Below are 19,941 nucleotides of genomic sequence, written 5' to 3'. Positions count from 1 at the left end.
CATATTGATTTTAAAAGTTATTTATGAAATAATTTTGCCGTTATTTCTTGCTTGCTTCCGCCTGTTGATCGCGGCAGGAAGCAATCCAAGTGCGTTTAGGTGTGTTATGGTGTATTACGGAATCAGTTTTAACTCGTCCAGCCAGACTCTCGCTTCCGCATCCGACGGTGCGCGCCAGTCACCGCGTGGCGATAATGAGCCGCCGGAACCGACTTTCGGGGCATTGGGAATACACGAGCGTTTGAATTGGCTGGTTTGGAAAAAACGTATCAGAAAAACACCGAGCCAATGCTTGATGGTGGCGAGATCGTATTCGTTTCTGGCTTGCTCGGGAATACTGGTCGGCCATTGTCCCGATAGGCGGTTTCTCCAGGCATGGTGTGCAAGAAATGCGATTTTGCTGGGGCGAAAACCGAAACGGGTAATGTAATACAGGTTAAAGTCTTGCAGCTCATAAGGGCCGATGATTTGCTGTGTGCTTTGCAGCGGCTTACCCGGTGACTGAACGGGAATCAGCTCGGGTGAAATTTCGGTGTTCAGTATGGCGGTCAGCGCTTCGTTGGTGGCGTCATTGAATTGCCGGGTATCGATGGTCCAGCGGATCAAATGCTGTATCAGTGTTTTAGGGACCGAAGCATTAACGCTGTAATGCGACATATGATCGCCAACGCCATAAGTACACCAGCCGAGCGCGAGTTCACTGAGATCGCCGGTTCCCAGTACCAATGCGTGATGCAAATTGGCGAGGCGGAACAGGTGTGAAGTCCGTTCGCCCGCTTGCACGTTTTCAAACGTAATATCGTATTGCGGTGTACCGTCGATAAACGGATGTTCGATATCTTTCAGCATTTGCAGGCATGACGGACAGATATCGATTTCCTGACTGGTGACACCGAGCGCAGTCATCAAGCGGTGGGCATTGGCTTTCGTGCCTTCGCTTGTGGCGAATCCCGGTAGGGTATAAGCCAGAATATGGGTGCGCGGCAATCCTAACCGATCCATCGTATGCGCCGCGACGATCAGCGCGTGCGCCGAATCCAAACCGCCGGAGACACCGATCACAACACGTTCGGTTTTGCTGAACGCCAACCGTTTCAATAATCCATGCACCTGTATCTGATACGCTTCATAGCAATGTTCATCACGTTTTGCCGGATTGTCTGGAACATAAGGAAAGCGTGCCACCGGGCGAAGTAACGATGCGCTATCTTCCGGAATCACAAAGTTGAATTCAATCCGGCGAATATTGCCGAGTTGTTCGCGATGGTATTGAATCGCGTCATTAAAACTGGTGGTGCGCTGGCGTTCTTGTATCAGCCGTTCGAGATCGATATCGGTGGTGATGATTTGTTGCTGATCCGAGAATCGTTCGGATTCTGCCAACAGTTGATGGTTCTCATAAATCATCGCATGGCCGTCCCATGCCAAATCAGTGGTCGATTCTCCAGGGCCGGCGGCGGTGTAAGCATAAGCTGCTAAACACTTGCTCGATTGCATGGCGCAGAGATGGCGCCGGTAATCGGCTTTACCAATAGTGATATTGCTGGCGGATAAATTGGTTAGGACGGTGGCGCCAGCCAGTGCGGCGAAGCTGCTCGGCGGCAGCGGTGTCCATAGGTCCTCGCAAATTTCGGTATGCAAGGAAAAATGCTCAACATTAGTCGCGGTGAAAATCAGATTGTTGCCAAATGGAACGTTGTTCCCGAGGAAACTTATGTTGCTAGCGAGTGCTGCATGCGCTGATGTAAACTGCCGTTTCTCATAAAATTCCCGGTAATTGGGCAAATAGGTTTTTGGCACGATACCGAGAATACGCCCGCGATAAATCATCACAGCGCAATTGAATAGCTTGCCTTCCAATTGCAATGGCGCGCCAACTAGCAGAATCGGTGTGAGTTCCTGGCTGGCTTCAATGATACGAACGATACCAGCATTTACCGCATCGAGCAGGGCTTGCTGGTGAAACAGGTCATCAGCGGAGTAGGACGAGATGCTCAGTTCCGGAAAAAGCGCGATGGTTGATTTGAGCTCAGATGCATGCGTTGCGAGTTCGAGAATACGCTCGACGTTAAATGCAGGATCGGCTACTTTGAGCTGTGGGATACAGGCCGATACCCTGATAAAGTGGTGCGAGTAAATCGAGTGGAAGTTTTTCAAGAATATCTCCGTGATATCGCTATTCCAGTCAGATGCGTGAATAATAAAGCAAATGTTACACGTATCAGGATAAGTCTGGCAAAAGATCAAGCCTCTAGTGGATTTTTAGGTGACTGGGCGGGGCTTGATTGAGACTTACTATAGTGCGACATTTTGTCGCATTGTAATATCTGCTATAGATCATCAATAATGACCACCGGCGTCAATAGAGAATGATTGATGAGGATCAAGATGAATCGCGCGATTGAAATGATAATGTCCATTGGATAGTAGAAAATGGCATTATCAGATTTATGTTTTATAATCAAATAGATGTAAGTGTGTGAAGTTGCAAATAATACGATTCAGATCGTGATGCGCATGCAATGTTGGGAAGTTTAGGTATATACTGAATTTGTGTTGGTATGTGAGGAAGAGCAAATAGAAATCTTCTTCATCTGTTGTTATCCAGCCACTGAGATTTTTCAGAAGTCACATTGTGTTTTTTAATAACATTCAAACAGGAGAAATCATCATGAGAGTACTATCAACTGCAGTTGCAATCAGTGCATTGGCATTAATCATGAATACCCAAGTGTGGGCAGCCGATGCGGGGCATACATCCGAAGCCATGGAACATGCCGGAAAAGCGCAAGCGCATGGTGAAATGGGACATGCTAAAGAATCGCTGGAGCATGCGAAAGATAGTTTGGCACATGCTAAAGCGGCTAGGGACGATCATGCTGCGTCGCATAAACATATGGATGAAGCGATCAAACACCTGGAAGAAGCAATCAAACATGCTGAAATGGGACACGGCCCTGAAGCCGCTAAACATTCGGAAGAAGCGATGAAACATATGCGCCAATCCGGTCATTAATAGTTTCAATCTTTCCCCCTCAGGATGAGGGGGAGTAAGTATTATTACTGCGCGCCTAATGTTAGTGCGCGCTTTTTCGTTTGCTGCGCTGCTTCCTCAGAAACTTCTTGATCCAGCCATCCTTGCAAATTTGCGCTGGCAATATCGGCTAATGCTTCAATCCAATCATGACGTTCATTGAGGCAAGGAATGTAGTGAAATTCCTTACCGCCAGCCTGAATGAATGTATGTTTGGCTTCAATCGCAATTTCTTCCAGTGTTTCCAGGCAATCTGCAACGAAACCGGGACAAACGATATCCACGCGACGTGTTTGTTCCTTACCCAATTGTTCCAGTGTGACCGCTGTATACGGTGTCAGCCATTGCGCTTTGCCGAAACGCGATTGAAAGCATACGGCGTATTGCTCGGTCTGCAATGCCAATGCTTCAGCCAGCAAGCGCCCGGTTTTTTGGCAGTAACAATGATAGGGGTCACCCTTGTCGAGGCTCGCGCGAGGAGTACCGTGAAAACTGATGATCAGCTTGTCGGGTTGCCCATGCGTTGCCCAATAGTCACGCACATTTTGTGCTAGGGCAGCGATATAACCTGGATGATCGTGATAGTGCTTGACGGTACGGATTGCAGGCTGATTACGCATGGTTCCAAGGACATCGAAAACATTATCCATGGCTGCCGCCGTACTACTGGCGGCATATTGAGGAAACAGCGGAATAACCAGAATCCGGTCGCACCCTTGCGCTTGCATGTTGGTCATTACCGTGGCGACTGATGGTTTGCCGATATTCATTGCGTATTCGACAACCGGGGCATTGTTAAACCGGGATTGCAACGCTTCGCGCAGCAGCCTGGTTTGTCGTTCGGTATGCACTTTAAGCGGTGAGCCTTCCGGCATCCAGATTTTTGCGTATTTCCCGGCCGATTCCTTGGGCCGGAAAGGCAGGATAAAGCCATGCAAAATGGGCCACCAGATTAGCCGCGGCACTTCGATGACGCGGCGGTTGCTTAGGAATTCCTTGAGATAAGGATGTAATGCCTGTGCGGTTGGCGCATCAGGGGTGCCTAAATTGATGAGCAATACGCCCGTTCGGCTAGGCGAGCCATGCTGATAGTTTGATTTGGAAGCCATGCGATCAGTTATTGTTGAAATGGGATGATAGATTATTGCTGTGACAAGCCATTGGAAAGCAGTTTCGCGGTAATGTCAACGATCGGAATCACGCGCTCGTAAGCCATGCGTCGAGGACCGATGACACCAACGGTACCGACTACTTCTCCTTCTATTTCATACGGTGCGGTTATTACGCTGAATTCTTCCAGCGAGGCGACTTCGGATTCACCACCGATAAATATTTTTACGCCATGTGCTTGCCGGCTTAGCTCGAGCAACTGCAAAAGTTTGGTTTTGCGCTCGAACAATTCGAATAAATTCTTCAAGCCTGTCAGATTTTCGGAGAGATCGTCGATCTGCAACAGATTATGCTCGCCGGCGAGAACCACTGCTTCGCTGCTTTCATGGATGGCATTACTGCCGACTTCGATGGCGGCGTTCATAAGATTAACCATCTCGCTGCGCAGTTGTTTTAATTCGGTGTTCAGGCGGCTTCGAATTTCATCCAGGGTGCATCCTGCGTAATGCTGATTGATAAAATTGCCTGCCTCGATCAGATCGGATTGATTGTAGGGCGTATCGGTGAAGATGATACGGTTTTGCACATCCCCTTCAGGCGTAACGATGATCAATAGAATGCGTTTTTCCGAAAGCGCCATGAACTCGACATAGCGGAAGACCGCGCCCTTGCGTTTCGGTGTTACTACCACGCCGGCGAAACGGGTTAACTCCGACAGTAACTGCGAAGCCGCATTGATTAGACGTGATGGATTATCGGGATGTAACTGATTTTCCAGATGATGGAGTTCGGTTTGATCCAGCTTTTTAACAACCAGTAGTGTATCCACAAAAAGTCGATAACCCATCGGTGTTGGAACTCTTCCGGCGGAAGTGTGCGGACTTGCGACCAATCCCATTTCCTCAAGATCCGCCATGACATTACGGATCGTGGCCGGACTCAAATCCAAGCCGGAAAACTTGGATAGTGCGCGGGAACCCACCGGTTGCCCTTCGTGGATATAACGTTCGACCAGGGTTTTTAATAATATTTGGGCACGTTCGTTTAACATGGTTTTATTCTACACGAGTCAGCTGATTTTATATTTGAATGCAAGTAATCATTTGTCCATTTTTGTGTATGCTAAACTTCGACGGTACTCAAGTTTCACCAATCAATGCGAGGTATTGAGTCCGCTAAAAACTTGGGTTTTTTCTCAGGAATCTGTTTTTTTCCGCGTATATATGGTCAAGCTGAGATTTTACAACGCTACAATGGACATTATTGACTAACTTGCTTTATTTTAACGGTAAATCAGGCACTAATATTTAATTCCGGCTCAGCGTGATAAAGTAAATCATAATTTCCAGTCATGAACTCATCATTTTCCACCATTGCCTTGATCGGTAAGCATAAGAACCCCGAGATCGCAATTCCGCTGCTCAATCTGGCTGAATATTTAACTGCCCGGAAATATAAGGTGTTATTTGATCGACTCACCGCCACGAATATTGGTTCTGATCTGTACCCGGCGTTGTCGTTGGAAGAGATTGGCACGCAGGCGGATTTGGCGGTAGTGATGGGTGGCGATGGCACCATGTTAAACATTGCACGTATGCTGGTCGCCTACGATGTGCCGCTAATCGGCATCAATCAAGGCAGATTGGGTTTTCTGACCGATTTATCCATCGAAACCATGTTTGAAACGTTGGATGAAATACTGGCGGGAAAATATATCACGGAAAAGCGCATGTTGTTGTATACGGAAATCTTTCGCGCTGAGATCAATGTATTTAATAGCCTGGCATTTAACGATGTGGTGTTGTACCGGGGCATGAGTAGCGGCATGATTGAATTTGAGGTTAAGGTTAACGACGAATATGTAAATACCTTGCGCTCCGACGGATTGATTGTGAACACGCCGACGGGATCCACCGCATACGCATTGTCTTCCGGTGGTCCGATTTTGCATCCCAATTTAGATTTAATTTCACTGGTACCGGTTTGTCCGCATACCCTCAGTAATCGCCCGATCGTGATCGGCCCGGATGCCGTCGTCGAGATTCGGATGATCAGTTGCCAGCAGGTCAGGATAAATTGCGACAGTCATTCCGGCTTCGATTTGGAGCCAACCGATAAGATCCTGGTTCGGCGTTTCCCCCAAACGGTCCGGTTGCTTCATTCCGTGCATCACAGTTATTACCGCATGCTGAGAGAGAAATTGGGCTGGAGCGAACTGCCGTGATTGCACTGGACATTGCGCCGCTATGTTGAGACAGATAAGCATCAGAAAATTTGTCATCGTTGATCAAATCGATCTCGATGTTTTGCCAGGTTTCACGGTGCTGACCGGTGAAACCGGGGCCGGAAAATCGATATTGATCGATGCGCTGACACTGATTCTGGGGGAACGCGGCGACACCAGCCTGATCCGATTAGGATGCGAACGGGCCGAGATCAGCGTTACTTTCGACATCAGCCGCTTGCCGTCATTGGTGCAATGGATGAATGACAACGATTTGCAGGGAGAAGCGGAAAGTTGTTTGATGCGCCGGATTATTGAAAGCAACGGACGTTCTCGCAACTATATCAATGGACACGCCGCGACCTTACAACAAATGCGCATTGCAGGCGATTACCTGATTGCGATCCATAGCCAGCATGCGCATCAATTACTGTTACAAAAAGATGCGCAGCGGGAACTGCTGGATGCATTCGCGGGCTGCGGCGAGCTTGCTAGAGCGGTTAAATCGGCCTACCAACACTGGAAAAACTGTCAGCAGCTTAGAATCAGCATGCAGGAGCGTTCGGCTGAAATGCTTGATAAGCGAGCACAGCTTGAATGGCAACTGGAAGAGTTGTCCGCGTTAAATTTCTCCTTGGACGAGTGGCAGCAGTTGCAAGCTGATCATAGCCGCTTGTCGCATTTGGCGGCGTTGATGGAAACGGCGGAACTGGCAATCAATGCGCTGTCCGACAGCGAATCGCCGGTGCTGGGGCAGTTGAATACCGTGATTACACAACTGCAAAATATGCAGGAGTATGACCGGCAATTGCAACCCATCGCCGACTTGCTCGAATCGGGGCATATTCAAGTGCGCGAAGGTTTATACGAATTGAAACACTATCGTCAAAACTTGGAGCTGGATCCGCAAGTATTGCAGGAGATTGAGCAGCGAATGTCGGCGATTCATACAACCGCCAGGAAATTTCGCGTGGATCCGTTACAACTGCCTGGGCTGATGGACTCACTATCGCAGCAATTGGAAGCACTTGGTTCCAGTACTGATATCGACCGGTTGCAGGCGCATGAAGCGGCTGCCTGGTCTGCTTATTTCCAGCAGGCTACCGAGCTGACGGCCATCCGTGAACAAGCCGGACGAGCGTTATCGCAGCAGGTGACTGAGATGATGCAAACGCTGGCGATGGAAGGCGGTCAGTTTTCGGTTACATTGACTGCTTTGGAGCAAGGCAATGCCGATGGCTTGGAGCACATCGAATTTCAGGTGGCTGCGCATCAAGGGCTGCCGCTTAGGCCGCTGGCTAAAGTTGCATCGGGTGGTGAATTATCGAGAATCAGCCTGGCTATTCAAGTGATAACCAGCAAAGCCGGGGTTGTATCGACGCTGGTTTTTGATGAGGTCGATGTCGGTATTGGCGGGAAGGTTGCTGAAATCGTGGGGCGGCTATTGAAAAAATTAGGGCAGGAGCGGCAAGTGCTGTGTGTTACGCATTTGCCGCAAGTAGCCGCTGCTGGCGATCAGCAATGGCAAGTGGTTAAAACTGTAGGCGCCGGAGAAAGTGTGCAGGTCTCGAGTCATATCTCTATCCTGGATCCGCAGCAACGCATCGAAGAAATCGCGCGGATGCTGGGGGGTGCGCATATCACCGAAACCACGCGGCAGCACGCTGCGGAAATGCTGCAGGGCGGAACCGGGCGATCATGATGGTGCAGAGCTTTCTTAACGGATGAAGTGACGAGTTCCCACCATATCGACGATCATGCGCCGGTAGGTTTCGGATTTGCGTATTTGCAGCAATTCGAGATTGCTGAGGTTGTCGGTCATGATCATGCCATTCGATTGATCGATTGCCAACAGACGTTCATTAAGCCAAGCGCGTTGCATTTGCGGAATTGAATCATCGTTCAAATCAAGCGCGTGATTAGTTGCGAGGAAAATAAAATCATTGAAATTTTCGTTGGGGTCGGAAATGAACACCCGCTGATGCGGAAAAACTTGCGCCAGTGTTTTTGCGACCGATGCCAACGCAGGATTCTGCCCATTGTCGTAAAATGCGACAAAGTTGAGCGCCAGAATTCCTTGATTTGCCAGTAATCCCTGTAGCTGAGCGATAGCCTCAACCGTCAGCAGATGCGTCGGTTCCGATCCACCGGTGAAAACATCCAGAATGATTAAATCATAGGGGCCTTTCAGTTGACGGATTTCGTAGCGCGCATCGCCGATAATCCGCCGGCCGGTCGGGACAAATCCGAAGTGTTCGCTGGCGGCTTCGGCGACGGCTGGATCAATTTCCAGCGTATCCGTTTCGATACCGAATTCTTTCAAGGTTGCGACCATGTGACCGGCGCCTTGTCCGATCAACAAGGCTTTATTCAGCGATGGCGCTAACGCCGGGATCATCGTCACAATTTTTTGATAGGTTAAAAGATTCTCGCCGTGACTGAGACTGGCTGCTCCGATTGTCGAAGCATCGACGGTTAGCAACCGTATATTCTCATGAGGTTGATCGATGACGCGAACCCAACCGTACAGGCTTTCGCGTTCAAATATGGTTTGAAAAGCTTCGGCGGATTCCGATTTGCCGGAACTGGCGATCTGCGGATACAACGCCAGGCCGATAATTACCAGCAGTGTTGTAGGCGCTAAGGCAAGGGTGGATTTCTGATATTTCCGTTCGATCACTGCAACGATCATTGCCAGAACCAATAAGGCTATTCCCAGTCCGATGAAGATTTCACGGGAGCCGATCAATGGAAATAAATAAAAACCCAAAAACAATGTTCCTATAACACTGCCAACGGTACTCACCGCATAAATCGAACCGGTACTGGCGCCGACGCTGGCAAGCGTCGTCGTCGATAACTTGACGGCGAATGGTCCGACCATACCAAGCATAATCAGGCTGGGGGAAAACAAGATTAATGTGCTCAGGAAGCTGCCAAGCCGCAGTCCTAAAGAATCCGTGGCCAACAGGACCGGTCCGGTGAGCCAGGGAATAATGAGCGTCAATAAACCGGCTGCCGCAATAATAAACGATAAACCGGAACGAGACCGGTCAGCCCAAATACCGCCCCAGTAATACCCTAATGCGAGCGCAATCAGCGTGACGGAAATCAATGAGGTCCAAACATAAAGGCTGGCTCCATAAAAAGGCGCTATCAGACGCGTTCCTAACAGTTCGACCACCATGACGGCAGCGCCGGTTAGAAAAACGGTGCAGTACAGCCAAATCCGGTTTAGTAATTTCGGAGGAATAGTTGATTTCATTTTTTTATTTTCTAATGATGAGGAAAGTTTTGGTGCACATGATTTGTGCAGCACTGTTCAGCGAATATTCTAAAGATAGCCACTCGATTAAGAAATGCGACAAATTGTCGCACTCAACATTGCAGCATTGCTTCTGGAAAGTAGGCTGGATGCGGATCTTCAAAGTTTAAATAGATTAGCTTTTGAGGGTGCGACAATTTGTCGCATTGTCATCGCGATGATTCAGAAATATGATCGAATCCGTAAAACAATGAATGAATGTCCAATTTGATTAGTCGGAATACTTTCGTTTCTTGCTTGCTCAAATTGCATGGGATGTTTTCAACTATAAAGACAAGACTATTACAAGAATCAACGGCTGTTAGTACTTATATTGCATGAATAGCGGCGGCAGTAAGCTTTTGGTCATCGCTAATGATGAAGTAATGAGTTAACCGGGTTTTACAGTATGCGGACGTAGTGAATGCTAAAGATGTGTATTTCTCAAAACCTCGCCCATTCCTCCTGCTTTTCCGGGTGAGGCTTAATTAACAATTAATACTTAAGAATGAAAAGGGAGTCTCAGTAGATGTATAAGTCAGCAATTTTGAATTATCGTGCAATCGCTTTAATGGGAATCATTGGATTGACCGGTGCTTGGCAATCCGCGCATGCGCATACCCGCTTGAAAACACCGGTCATCCAGGAAAATGCAGCGAATCATGGCAGCAATTATAATGATGTGGTGATCGGGCACGGCTGTCAAAATACCACCGACGGCGCTTCAACAATCGACACCTTGGGCACTGTGGTTGTGTTTCCAGATGGCAAGGATTCCATCATAACCACTGGAACCGTTGATGGTACTGTGCATACCGGCACCTTGTCGGATTTCGTCACCAATTGGGGCAGTCCTGTGACAATTATTCAAGATAGCAGCGTTTTTTCGCATCAGGAATATATTAAAGATTCTCTTGGCAACAAGCTGGGGTTCTGGACAGGTGGCGGTAAAGTATTAAAGGCGGGTTATCGCGGAGTATTTCCATTTACAACAGCAGGGGTAGTGATTGAACCAACTTCTTGCGCTAAAAGTGTGACCTTTGTGGTTGCAATAGCGGATATTTGCGAAATTACTGATCCGAGTGGATTCAGTAATGCGACAGTGCAGTTATGGACCCCTGCAGTCGGCTCTATCTATGATGGCGTAGGGTTGCATGGCTATAATTCTCCAGCGACCCTGAAAGTTACCCGCTCGATTGCACCATTGCCTTCATCATGCGGTGATGGCGTGGACGTGTTTGTGAAGCCTTCGGCTGCGCAATTGAATCGTGATTTGCGAATTAAATTAGACAGCACGCAGATTTGGCCAAAATGATGAAGAATTTTGTTTTGACGTGGTGAAGGTGGCGGATTCATCTGCATTTATGGATGAATCCGCTTGCCTTTTCTGAGCAGTCAACTGAAAGAAACTGTTTTGTGGCGGCAACAATAATTGTCGCGTTATTATGCAAGGATTCTGATTATGTTTCACATTTTCTTAAAAAATACACTCGCGAGCATGATCTTTGCAGCGATGCTTGGTTACGCCGGTTTAGGCAGTGCGCATGACGCCGGCGCAACGATGGATCCGAACGGGACAGTGGCGGCTTTTACCGGTTATGCGCTGGTTACGTGCTCTGATGACGGCAACGGTCCAGCGGATCATCTGCTCGCCAGCATCAAGGATTTATCGCCACCTCAAGACAAATTGCTGGTTAATTTACAGATTATCAAAGGTAACCGTGCGATTAGCACCACTGATCCGGTTTCGGGCGATGCCAGCTATAGTCCTGAAGTTAAAGTGCGAGGTGGAAATGGCACCTATCTATTGCTGGTCAACAAAACAAAAGCCGGAGCACGGTCGTTTGCTGTTTCGTATCATTGCATGACGGCGAATAATCTGCATACCGGAACGGATATCGTGGTTAATCAATTTGAGTAATGATGGCAGGGGTGCAAATTATGTTTGAATCTTTCTTGAAGAAAATAAAAACAAAAATTTTTTGCACGATGTTGGTGGGTTATGCCGGTTTATGCAGTGCGCATGATGCCGGGACTGTCATGGATCCTAGTGGCTCAGTGGAGGGCTTTACGGGTTATGCGTTGGTGAGTTGTTATGATAATGGCAATGGTCCAGCGGATCATTTGAGGGCCAGTGTAAAAGATTTGTCCCGGCCACAAGATGGGTTATTGGTCAATCTGCAAATCATCAAAGGTAACCGAGCGATTAGCACGACTGATCCGATTTCGGGGGATGCGAACTTCAGTCCTGAAGTTAAAGTTCAGGGTGGGAATGGCACTTATTTATTGCTTGTAAATAAAACCAAAGCAGGGGCTCGGTCATTTTCAGTTTCCTATCATTGCATGACAGCGAGCAATGCCCATACCGGAACGGATATAGCAGTTCAGCAATTTGAGTAATGATCAAAGAATCTATTTTTGCGATAATGCATTAAACTGGATAATTGGAACGTAAAATGAGAAAAATAAAATTTTTGTGGGCAGCGATATTGTTATTTTGTAGCAGTAGCTTATTCGCAGAACATTTAGACCAGGTTTCTGCTGCCTGTGGCTTAACCACGCTCGATGGCAAGCCGGCACTGGAACTGCAAGAGCTGAAGGGAAAAGTGGTGTATATGGACTTCTGGGCCTCTTGGTGTCCGCCTTGCGTCAAATCATTTGCGTTTCTGAATCAACTTGAGCAGGAGATGAAAGGTCAGGACGTACATGTTATCGGCGTTAATCTCGATGAAAAAGTAAAAGATGCGCAAGAGTTTCTCGCTAAGTATCCGGCCAACTTTTCGATAGTTGTCGATCCGAGTAAAGAGTGCGCTAAAGTATTTGAAGTGATGGCCATGCCAACTTCTTTCATCATTGATAAGAAAGGGAATATTCGTCATGTGCACCAAGGTTTCCGCCCTGGAGAAACCGAAGAGTTACGTGCGCTAGTAACGCAATTGGCCAGTGAACATCCCTAGTATTGCGATGTTACGTATGGTTGCAAAGAATTTCGTTCAGAATCCTTTATTGATTTTATTCATTGTAGCGTTGGTTTTATTAACCGGTTGTGTTCACGTCGCTCCTTGGGAGCGTGGTATTCTCGCGAAACCTCAAATGGATATTGATCCATTTCCATTACAAAGCGAGATACAAGCCCACAATTACAGTAGCCGCGAGGCGGCGCCCAGTCATAAATCATCTTCAGGCGGAGGTGGTTGTGGTTGTTATTGAATTGAACAGGGGCCGAGATTGATTTAAAGGCAATCAATTTGCAGCGAAAAAAAAAACCTAAAAACCAAACCAGTCATTATCGATCCGCCCATCCTGATTCACTATCAGCTAAGCCGTGCAGTACCGCTCTACACGCACTGACTTCAGCCGCATTGGTATTGCCGGGTCTGTTGATGTCATCGGGACATGCGGCCGGCCCGGACCGGATTAATTTCCAATACAGCCGCTATCAGGAAGGCGAACGCAATCTGTATGGCGTTCCACAAAGTTTAAAACCGATTACTGCCGATGTTTTGCATGGCAGCGGCATTTTCTCGCTTACGGATCGTACCCGCTTCACTTTCGGTTATACGCAAGATACCTGGTCCGGCGCAACGCCGGTAACCATCGCTCCATTGGCAGCCAATAGCAATAATCCGATTTTCCGCAATACCGATTCCGGCTCTGTGATTGTCGGAGCTTCTCCTTTGATTAACAGCAAATTTCTGCTACTGGATCACGATTTGAATCCGATCCGGCGCGATCCGCTTAGCGGGCAACCATTGGGTATCGATAGTCGATCGGTGATGGTAATGTCTTCCGCATCTCCGGAAACACGCAATCAAGCTAATTTTGGCTTGAACCGTGAATGGAATGAAGCATCGCTCAGTATTTCGGGCGGTTTTTCCAGCGAAAGAGATTATCAATCAAGTTTCGGTAACGTCAACGGGCGGGTTGATTTCAATCAGAAGCTGACAACCTTCAAATATGGCGCGGGTTATACCGACAGCGGTGTCCGGGCGATACTGGATCACGACGCCTCACCTTACATTACCAAAAATGCTTTTGCCGATCATATCGAAAGGCGCGATGGATCTGAGATATTGAGAGGAAAACGCGATGATTGGATTGCCAACCTGGGCTTGACGCAAGTTTTGACTAAAAACTCGCTGCTGGACTCTAATTTCAGTTATACCCGTAGTGATGGCTATTTAGAAAATCCTTATAAAGTGACAACGGTGATTTTCGTTGATACTGCAGATTTGAATAATAATCAGAAATCATTGATCACCGGAGACGTGCGTGCGCTGCTGGAACAACGACCTAACGAACGGAATCAATTTGCTTTCAATGCCAAGTATGTGCACTACATCAATCGGTTCGATGCGGCATTGCATCTGGGGTACCGGGTATCGTCGGACGATTGGGGTATCAACACGCATACCTTTGATGCAAACTGGGTGCAACCTCTTGGCAGCGGCTGGATGCTGACACCACGCATCCGTTATTACTCGCAAGATGCTGCGAGTTTCTATCGCCCCTACTTGTTTTCACTGCAGAATTATTCCCGGCAGGAACTCGATGCATCAGGACGGAAGGTGTGGACGGACGCAAATAATTCGTCGCAGCGATATTTTGGTGATTCAATCTTTAATCTGGTTGACCGGAACGGCAATCCTGTTGATGCCATTTCAGCGAATCCAATCCCTAGAACGATTGCGTTCGATGCCAATAAATTGCCCGATAATTTCTCCAGCGATCATCGGCTGGCCGGTTTTGGCGCATTAAGCGGCGGTGTGACGCTGAGCAAGCTGATCGGCAGGGGTATCGCACTGGAAGCAGGGTTTGAATACTATACCCGCGCCAGTTCGATGCAAATTGGCAGCGGCAATAACAGTTTTGCCGATTTTGATTATTATGTGGCCAATGCGGCGCTCAAGTTCGATATGGAACCCTCGAATTTGCCGTTACCCGGTGCTTCTTCCTCGTCTCATCAGCATCACTCAGCAACGCATCATCACAAGATTCCTCCGGCAGGCATCATGTTCGGCCATATGCTCGACAAGCCCGGTGATTTTATGGCGGGGTACCGGTATATGCACAATTGGACGAACGGCAGCATGATGCATGGCGATCATAAAGTGAGCGACCAAACGGTCGTTGCGCAAGGATGCAGCGACACCGCGCAATGCCGTTTTGCTCCCACCTTTATGAACATGAGCATGCATATGCTCGATCTTATGTATGCACCGACAAAGTGGCTGAATGTCATGCTGATGCCGACGTTTATGACCATGGATATGAATCTGCGGCAACTGACTGGGCGCCCCCCTCCGGTACCGGGCACGCATGAGCACAGCGGTATCGCCGGTCACGAAACGGGCGCAATTGGAGATACTTACTTTTCATCGATGGTTAAACTGCTCGATATTCCCGGTCATCGCGTCCATGCCAATCTTGGATTCAGCGCACCGACTGGACGGGTGGATATCGAACTGCGGCGCATGTTCAGAATCGACGGCGGATTGATTCATTTCGGCATGCAGCAGGGTAGCGGCACTTGGGATTTTACGCCGAGCCTGACGTATGCTGGCGAATACAATCGCTGGTCTTGGGGCGCGCAAGTCAGTGGCGTCAAACGGATGGAGAAACAGAATGAGTCGGGTTACCGCTTGGGAGATGTTATTCAAGCGACCACCTGGGGTGGTTTTGATGTTAACCGTTGGCTGACTGCTTCGGTACGAGGTGCGTACACCTGGCAAGATGCCATCCACCGGGATTTCAACCAGTTTAACGCTCGCATCGGCCCGATGGATTTTCCAGCCAATTATGGCGGACAATTCTGGGATGTCGGGTTTGGTTTAAATGCTGTAATCCCGCGCGGACGTTTTGCCGGTAATCGCTTCGGATTCGAGTGGATACAGCCGGTTGGAAACGATTTCAATGGGTACCAACTGGACCGCAAAGGTGCATTGGCGGCAACCTGGAGTTACCAGTTTTAGGTTAGGATAGGAAGCATTTCACATTCAGGAAGCTTTGAAGCCGGAATTGCATGGCGCGTCTCGATTATTTTCATTATGACTTTCATGCAATGGGTTCGCCATGCTCGATTCAGTTTTATGCGCGCAATGATAAAGCTGCACAGCATGCCGCCAAGATCGCAATGGGAGATGTCTACCGGCTGGAAGCAAAATACTCCCGTTACCGGGAAGATAGTTATTTATCCACAATCAATCGTATTGCCGCTAATGGCGGGGAGCTTTCGGCCGACGATGAGACTGCGGGGCTGCTGGATTATGCATCGACCTGTTACCAGCAAAGCGATGGTTTGTTTGATGTCACTTCGGGAATTCTGCGGCGCGTTTGGAATTTTAAGTCCGGAAAAATACCGGAGCCGCAAGCTATTCAAGCGCTATTGAACTCGGTGGGCTGGAATAAAGTTGTTTGGCGGCGGCCGTTGTTATCATTTACTGTCCCCGGAATGGAAATCGATTTTGGCGGTGTCGTCAAGGAATACGCGGTCGATCGTGCGGCTTCGCTGTGCCATGAAATCGGCATTCGTCACGGTATTGTGAATCTGGGTGGAGACATTAAAGTAATCGGTCCGCATGTGGACGGTACACCTTGGCGTGTTGCCATACGGCATCCGCGCAGCCCCGGCAGTATTTTACAAACGCTATTGCTGCATTCCGGTGCACTGGCGAGTAGCGGCGACTATGAACGGTGTATTACGCTCAATGGTATCCGCTACGGTCATGTGCTCAATCCTAAAACCGGTTGGCCGGTACGTTATATGGCAGCAGTGAGCGTTATTGGAGAGTTTTGTGTGGTTGCCGGCAGCGCATCGACCATTGGTATGCTGAAGGAGGAAGAAGGACCTGCTTGGTTACAAGCGCTTGGTTTACCGCACTTATGGGTGAACGTGTCGGGAGAATCGGGTGGTTCTTTGATGGAATAAAAAGCTTCGATTCAGAATATCGGAATCGCTTCGAGCATGATATATAAGCAGACTATCACTCCTGACAGGCCGTTGAAAAACTATCTGCGTTGCCGCTACGGTGTTAAAAACAAGCTCAAAATGCTCATTTATACCGCATAAACTGCGCTTTTTCGCCTGTTTTTGCCTTGTATCGGCTGCCTCGAAAACGTTTTTCAACGGCCTGCTAAACCGGTCGCAGTTTTATGTAAATTTTAATGTTCTTCTGAAACCCAGCGTGTTGCATAACGGATTAGATCCGCGCCATCCTTTAAATTTAGTTTGGTGCGAATGTTAAAACGGTGCGTTTCTATCGTTTTTATACTGCGGCACAGTAATTTTGCGATTTCTTGACTGCTATGTCCTTGTCCGATCAAATGAAGCACTTCAAATTCGCTCGGAGTCAGCGAATTGATCAGTTGCTCGGGCTCGGAGCCGCCGGATGCAATTTTCTTTAGCAGTTTTTCCTGCATGTTTTTGCTTAAGTAAATGTTTCCTTTAAGAACTTCACGGATAGCGGTCAGCAATATTTCACCCGGTTCTTGTTTCATTACGTAGCCACGCGCTCCGGCACGTAATGCACGTTCCGCGTATACCGATTCATCGTGCATCGATACGAAAAGCACAGGAAGTGCCGGGATCAAAGCATGCATGCTTTTAATCACTTCAAAGCCGGAAACGGTTTTAAGCGTGACATCCAACAGAACAATATCCGCAGGTCCGGACTTCTTGAGTATCCGCATCGCCTCATCGCCATCGCCGGCTTCGGCAAATACTTCGAGATCCGGTTCCATATTGATCATCATCGCCATACCGTGACGGAGCATGGCATGGTCATCGACTAACATTACTTTTGCTTTCATAGACGTGGTTGATTATCCTATTTGCATTTCCAAACGAACTTCCGTGCCGCCTCCGGTGCGAGAAAGGAAGTCCAGCTTAGCGCCCAATTGTCTTGCTCGATATTGCATGATTTTTATTCCCATCCCTGAGGTCGAAATTGCATCGGGGGTGAGATTCTCTACCGGGAAGCCGCTGCCGTCGTCCGCAATTGACAGCCTTAGTACGCCGCCATCAAGCGTTAATGATATTTCGATATGTTGCGCTTTCCCGTGGCGAATTGCGTTATTGGTCGCTTCTTGCGCAATCCGATAGAGATTAAGCGCGATAATTTCATCATTAACATTGGGATCATTTTGACTTGTGAAATTGCATATGATTCCATAGGTTGTGGAGATCCGGTTTGCAAGTTTCTGCAGCGCGGAGATCAAGCCGTTGGTTTCTAATTCAAACGGCAGCAATCCTTGCGCGAGCTGTTTAATTTGAATGACTGAGATCTGCGCCTGCGCAGCAATGGTTGCAGCAACCTCCGCCATGTTCAAATTTCCGATGGTTGCAATCTGTTTTTCCAAGGCTCTTGCTTGATAACTGATTGCGGCGATTTGTTGACCAAGATTGTCATGCAATTCTTGTCCGATGGTATGTGACTGTTCTTCAGCGATCAGCACGATCGCTTGTTCCAGTCGTTTGCGTTCAAGCCAGCTTTCCAGATCATTGGCAATCGCGTTGACGAGTTTTTGCTCTTCCAGCATGAGAAAAGGTTTGTCGCCCGGATAGAATACTCGCAATTGACCGCGAATGTTGCCATTGACAGTGATTGAGGACCAGCAGGTACAAGCGGGGTCCCGCTCTGCGCGCCAAGAACCCTGTTTTCTACTGACAATTTTAGTTTTTGCCGGAAATTGCCGGTGCGTTGCCTGATCAAAAGTTCCAGAGAAAAATCGCCAGCCATCAAGCTCGATCACAGCGCTCGCAATTTCCGGGAATTGCAAAGCAGGGATCAAGTGTTCAAAAATGCTATGACAAACATTATCAATCGAAGACTCCATTCCGATACCCCGGCGTATTTCATACAGGCATGTGATCTCTTTCAGGCGTTCGCGCAATAATTCGTCCACCTGTTTTCGTTCCAGCCATCTGGAAAGGTCGGTGGTAATGGCGTCGATTAATTTTTGTTCTTCCTGATGGAATACTGGTTTGTCATTCGAGGATAAAACAGTCAGTTGACCGCATACTTTACCGATGACCCAAATTTTCGATTCTAATCCTTGAGTGAAATTTTGAGTCTGAGCATGCGAAACAATTCGTTTGCCATTTAGCTCGATGATGATAGCCGTATGTTCCGGATATTGCATGGCCGGGATCAGATGTTCGATAATCTGCTGACAAACCTTTTCTTCCGATAAATCCAGCGTGAAAGCGCGCCGAATCTCATAGAGACAAGTTATTTCTTTCAGGCGTTCGCGAAGCTCTATCTCTTTCTGGCTGAGTTCAAGTGAAATTTGCTCGGCGATCTCTTTGGCGTTTCGTGCCTCGCGCTCGGACTTGATCAACTTCTGAACAAACCAATTCAACAACAGAATTTCAGCGATAATCAGTCCGGCAAGATAAAGAATGATAATTTTTAGCTGTTCATTGATGGGTTTAAATAATTCTTCCTCATCCAGTTTTAAGATCATGCCGAGACCGATCTGGCGCAATGGTGCATAGGCTTCGATAACAGGTACATTACGGTAATCCTGAACTGCAATAACACCGCTTTTCCCATCGAAGGCAAGGCTGATGGGTAGCGTGCCGGCTTCGGTGCTATGCATTAAATATGCAAAATTTACACCATCGATCTGGCTGATCAAACAGGCCATTTCACGTTTACCAGGTACTGGAGGAGCGCATAAAATAAATTCACCGGTTTTTCCGATGGATCTTATCTCACTGAATCTTCGGGTTAGTTGCGGTAATTTTATTTCGGTAGTAATACTGCCGATCCGCTGTTTTTCCTGATCAAAGAAATCCATTGTGGTGCGTAAAATGAACTGCTCATCCCAGATGATGTTGGTGTTTGGAAACTTATTGAGCGGAATGGATTGGATATGCCGCTCGGAAAAACGGCCAACTTGTGATAGTACGTTGCCATGCTGATCATGTACCGAGACTGCGGAGAAACCGGCTTCGGGCAGTGCATTAACATTGCGTTCAAGATCGTGTGATGCCTGGCTATTTTTTGACTGCGCATTAAGCTGTTGGATAGATTGGATCAGGAATGGCCGAAGTGTCAATGCATGAGTATTCTCAAGTCCTTTTTGGATTTGATTTTCGATCAACAATGCTTTGCCTTGTAAGGCAACGCTCAATCCACGGCCTAGCACCGATTCAATTTGCTGCCGCATCGCGCTATAAACTGCGATGCCTGTCGTGAGCGTAAGTCCCAGCAATAATAAGCCGCCAATAATACTGATCTTGCGGTTATCGCGAATGAATAGCAA

The 19,941-nt window shown here is 48.0% G+C and carries 17 protein-coding genes; 11 read left to right on the top strand and 6 right to left on the bottom strand.

Annotation, left to right across the window (positions count from 1 at the left end):
* Positions 1-114 precede the first annotated feature (114 nt).
* Entirely contained in the window at positions 115-2,157 is a 2,043-nt protein-coding gene (locus ACV7NC_RS04915; RefSeq protein WP_458154367.1) for an NAD(+) synthase, read from the bottom strand.
* 514 nt (positions 2,158-2,671) lie between these two features.
* On the opposite strand from ACV7NC_RS04915, the gene smbP reads away from it, so the two are divergent.
* Positions 2,672-3,016, top strand: a complete 345-nt coding sequence (gene smbP, locus ACV7NC_RS04910; protein ID WP_458154366.1) for a small metal-binding protein SmbP — start codon at positions 2,672-2,674, stop codon at positions 3,014-3,016.
* Between the two features lie 44 nt (positions 3,017-3,060).
* Here smbP and hemH read toward each other — a convergent pair whose 3' ends face one another.
* A complete protein-coding gene (gene hemH, locus ACV7NC_RS04905; protein ID WP_458154364.1) occupies positions 3,061-4,143 on the bottom strand; it encodes a ferrochelatase in 1,083 nt (360 codons plus the stop codon).
* Positions 4,144-4,175: 32 nt separating this feature from the next.
* Entirely contained in the window at positions 4,176-5,195 is a 1,020-nt protein-coding gene (gene hrcA, locus ACV7NC_RS04900; RefSeq protein ID WP_458154362.1) for a heat-inducible transcriptional repressor HrcA, read from the bottom strand.
* A gap of 300 nt (positions 5,196-5,495) precedes the next feature.
* Here hrcA and ACV7NC_RS04895 point away from each other — a divergent pair, with 300 nt between their 5' ends.
* Both ACV7NC_RS04895 and recN read left to right on the top strand, forming a co-directional pair.
* Complete coding sequence (locus ACV7NC_RS04895) at positions 5,496-6,368, top strand: NAD kinase (RefSeq protein WP_458154360.1); 873 nt, start codon at positions 5,496-5,498, stop codon at positions 6,366-6,368.
* A 22-nt stretch (positions 6,369-6,390) separates the two neighbouring features.
* Entirely contained in the window at positions 6,391-8,070 is a 1,680-nt protein-coding gene (gene recN, locus ACV7NC_RS04890) for a DNA repair protein RecN (RefSeq protein WP_458154358.1), read from the top strand.
* Positions 8,071-8,085: 15 nt separating this feature from the next.
* On the opposite strand, the gene ACV7NC_RS04885 is transcribed toward recN, so the two are convergent.
* Positions 8,086-9,633: a fused MFS/spermidine synthase gene (locus ACV7NC_RS04885; protein WP_458154356.1), complete on the bottom strand. Its 1,548-nt coding sequence runs from the start codon at positions 9,631-9,633 to the stop codon at positions 8,086-8,088.
* A gap of 94 nt (positions 9,634-9,727) precedes the next feature.
* Between ACV7NC_RS04885 and ACV7NC_RS04880 the strand changes: the two genes are divergently transcribed.
* The 8 genes from ACV7NC_RS04880 to ACV7NC_RS04845 all read left to right on the top strand — a co-directional run bounded on the left by ACV7NC_RS04880 (position 9,728) and on the right by ACV7NC_RS04845 (position 16,600).
* Positions 9,728-9,904, top strand: coding sequence for a hypothetical protein (locus ACV7NC_RS04880; protein ID WP_458154355.1), 177 nt, complete (start codon positions 9,728-9,730; stop codon positions 9,902-9,904).
* Positions 9,905-10,201: 297 nt separating this feature from the next.
* Entirely contained in the window at positions 10,202-10,987 is a 786-nt protein-coding gene (locus ACV7NC_RS04875) for a hypothetical protein (protein ID WP_458154354.1), read from the top strand.
* A gap of 147 nt (positions 10,988-11,134) precedes the next feature.
* On the top strand, positions 11,135-11,593 hold the full coding sequence (locus ACV7NC_RS04870) for a hypothetical protein (RefSeq protein ID WP_458154353.1): 459 nt from the start codon (positions 11,135-11,137) through the stop codon (positions 11,591-11,593).
* Between the two features lie 20 nt (positions 11,594-11,613).
* Complete coding sequence (locus ACV7NC_RS04865; protein WP_458154352.1) at positions 11,614-12,072, top strand: hypothetical protein; 459 nt, start codon at positions 11,614-11,616, stop codon at positions 12,070-12,072.
* 56 nt (positions 12,073-12,128) lie between these two features.
* Positions 12,129-12,629 (top strand): TlpA disulfide reductase family protein, encoded by a 501-nt coding sequence (locus ACV7NC_RS04860; protein ID WP_458154351.1) that lies wholly within the window; start codon positions 12,129-12,131, stop codon positions 12,627-12,629.
* 7 nt (positions 12,630-12,636) lie between these two features.
* Complete coding sequence (locus ACV7NC_RS04855) at positions 12,637-12,882, top strand: DUF4266 domain-containing protein (RefSeq protein WP_458154349.1); 246 nt, start codon at positions 12,637-12,639, stop codon at positions 12,880-12,882.
* Between the two features lie 38 nt (positions 12,883-12,920).
* Positions 12,921-15,644: a DUF3570 domain-containing protein gene (locus ACV7NC_RS04850; RefSeq protein WP_458154347.1), complete on the top strand. Its 2,724-nt coding sequence runs from the start codon at positions 12,921-12,923 to the stop codon at positions 15,642-15,644.
* 50 nt (positions 15,645-15,694) lie between these two features.
* Positions 15,695-16,600 (top strand): FAD:protein FMN transferase, encoded by a 906-nt coding sequence (locus ACV7NC_RS04845; protein ID WP_458154346.1) that lies wholly within the window; start codon positions 15,695-15,697, stop codon positions 16,598-16,600.
* A 233-nt stretch (positions 16,601-16,833) separates the two neighbouring features.
* Here ACV7NC_RS04845 and ACV7NC_RS04840 read toward each other — a convergent pair whose 3' ends face one another.
* Both ACV7NC_RS04840 and ACV7NC_RS04835 read right to left on the bottom strand, forming a co-directional pair.
* The gene (locus ACV7NC_RS04840) at positions 16,834-17,481 is read right to left on the bottom strand and encodes a response regulator (RefSeq protein WP_458154345.1); all 648 of its coding nucleotides are present in this window, start codon (positions 17,479-17,481) and stop codon (positions 16,834-16,836) included.
* 12 nt (positions 17,482-17,493) lie between these two features.
* Positions 17,494-19,941 (bottom strand): sensor histidine kinase, encoded by a 2,448-nt coding sequence (locus tag ACV7NC_RS04835; RefSeq protein ID WP_458154344.1) that lies wholly within the window; start codon positions 19,939-19,941, stop codon positions 17,494-17,496.

The sequence above is a fragment of the Nitrosomonas limosa genome, from assembly GCF_054188085.1.
The sequence above is the reverse complement of the archived record's forward strand: the minus strand, read 5'-3'. Positions and strand labels throughout refer to the sequence as shown.

Excerpts from the sequence above, each read along its gene's own strand:
- smbP (WP_458154366.1), top strand. The coding sequence starts at position 2,672 with ATGAGAGTACTATCAACTGCAGTTGCAATCAGTGCATTGGCATTAATC.
- hemH (WP_458154364.1), bottom strand. The coding sequence starts at position 4,143 with ATGGCTTCCAAATCAAACTATCAGCATGGCTCGCCTAGCCGAACGGGC.
- hrcA (WP_458154362.1), bottom strand. The coding sequence starts at position 5,195 with ATGTTAAACGAACGTGCCCAAATATTATTAAAAACCCTGGTCGAACGT.
- ACV7NC_RS04895 (WP_458154360.1), top strand. The coding sequence starts at position 5,496 with ATGAACTCATCATTTTCCACCATTGCCTTGATCGGTAAGCATAAGAAC.
- recN (WP_458154358.1), top strand. The coding sequence starts at position 6,391 with ATGTTGAGACAGATAAGCATCAGAAAATTTGTCATCGTTGATCAAATC.
- ACV7NC_RS04885 (WP_458154356.1), bottom strand. The coding sequence starts at position 9,633 with ATGAAATCAACTATTCCTCCGAAATTACTAAACCGGATTTGGCTGTAC.
- ACV7NC_RS04880 (WP_458154355.1), top strand. The coding sequence starts at position 9,728 with ATGCGACAAATTGTCGCACTCAACATTGCAGCATTGCTTCTGGAAAGT.
- ACV7NC_RS04875 (WP_458154354.1), top strand. The coding sequence starts at position 10,202 with ATGTATAAGTCAGCAATTTTGAATTATCGTGCAATCGCTTTAATGGGA.
- ACV7NC_RS04870 (WP_458154353.1), top strand. The coding sequence starts at position 11,135 with ATGTTTCACATTTTCTTAAAAAATACACTCGCGAGCATGATCTTTGCA.
- ACV7NC_RS04865 (WP_458154352.1), top strand. The coding sequence starts at position 11,614 with ATGTTTGAATCTTTCTTGAAGAAAATAAAAACAAAAATTTTTTGCACG.
- ACV7NC_RS04860 (WP_458154351.1), top strand. The coding sequence starts at position 12,129 with ATGAGAAAAATAAAATTTTTGTGGGCAGCGATATTGTTATTTTGTAGC.
- ACV7NC_RS04855 (WP_458154349.1), top strand. The coding sequence starts at position 12,637 with ATGTTACGTATGGTTGCAAAGAATTTCGTTCAGAATCCTTTATTGATT.
- ACV7NC_RS04845 (WP_458154346.1), top strand. The coding sequence starts at position 15,695 with ATGGCGCGTCTCGATTATTTTCATTATGACTTTCATGCAATGGGTTCG.
- ACV7NC_RS04840 (WP_458154345.1), bottom strand. The coding sequence starts at position 17,481 with ATGAAAGCAAAAGTAATGTTAGTCGATGACCATGCCATGCTCCGTCAC.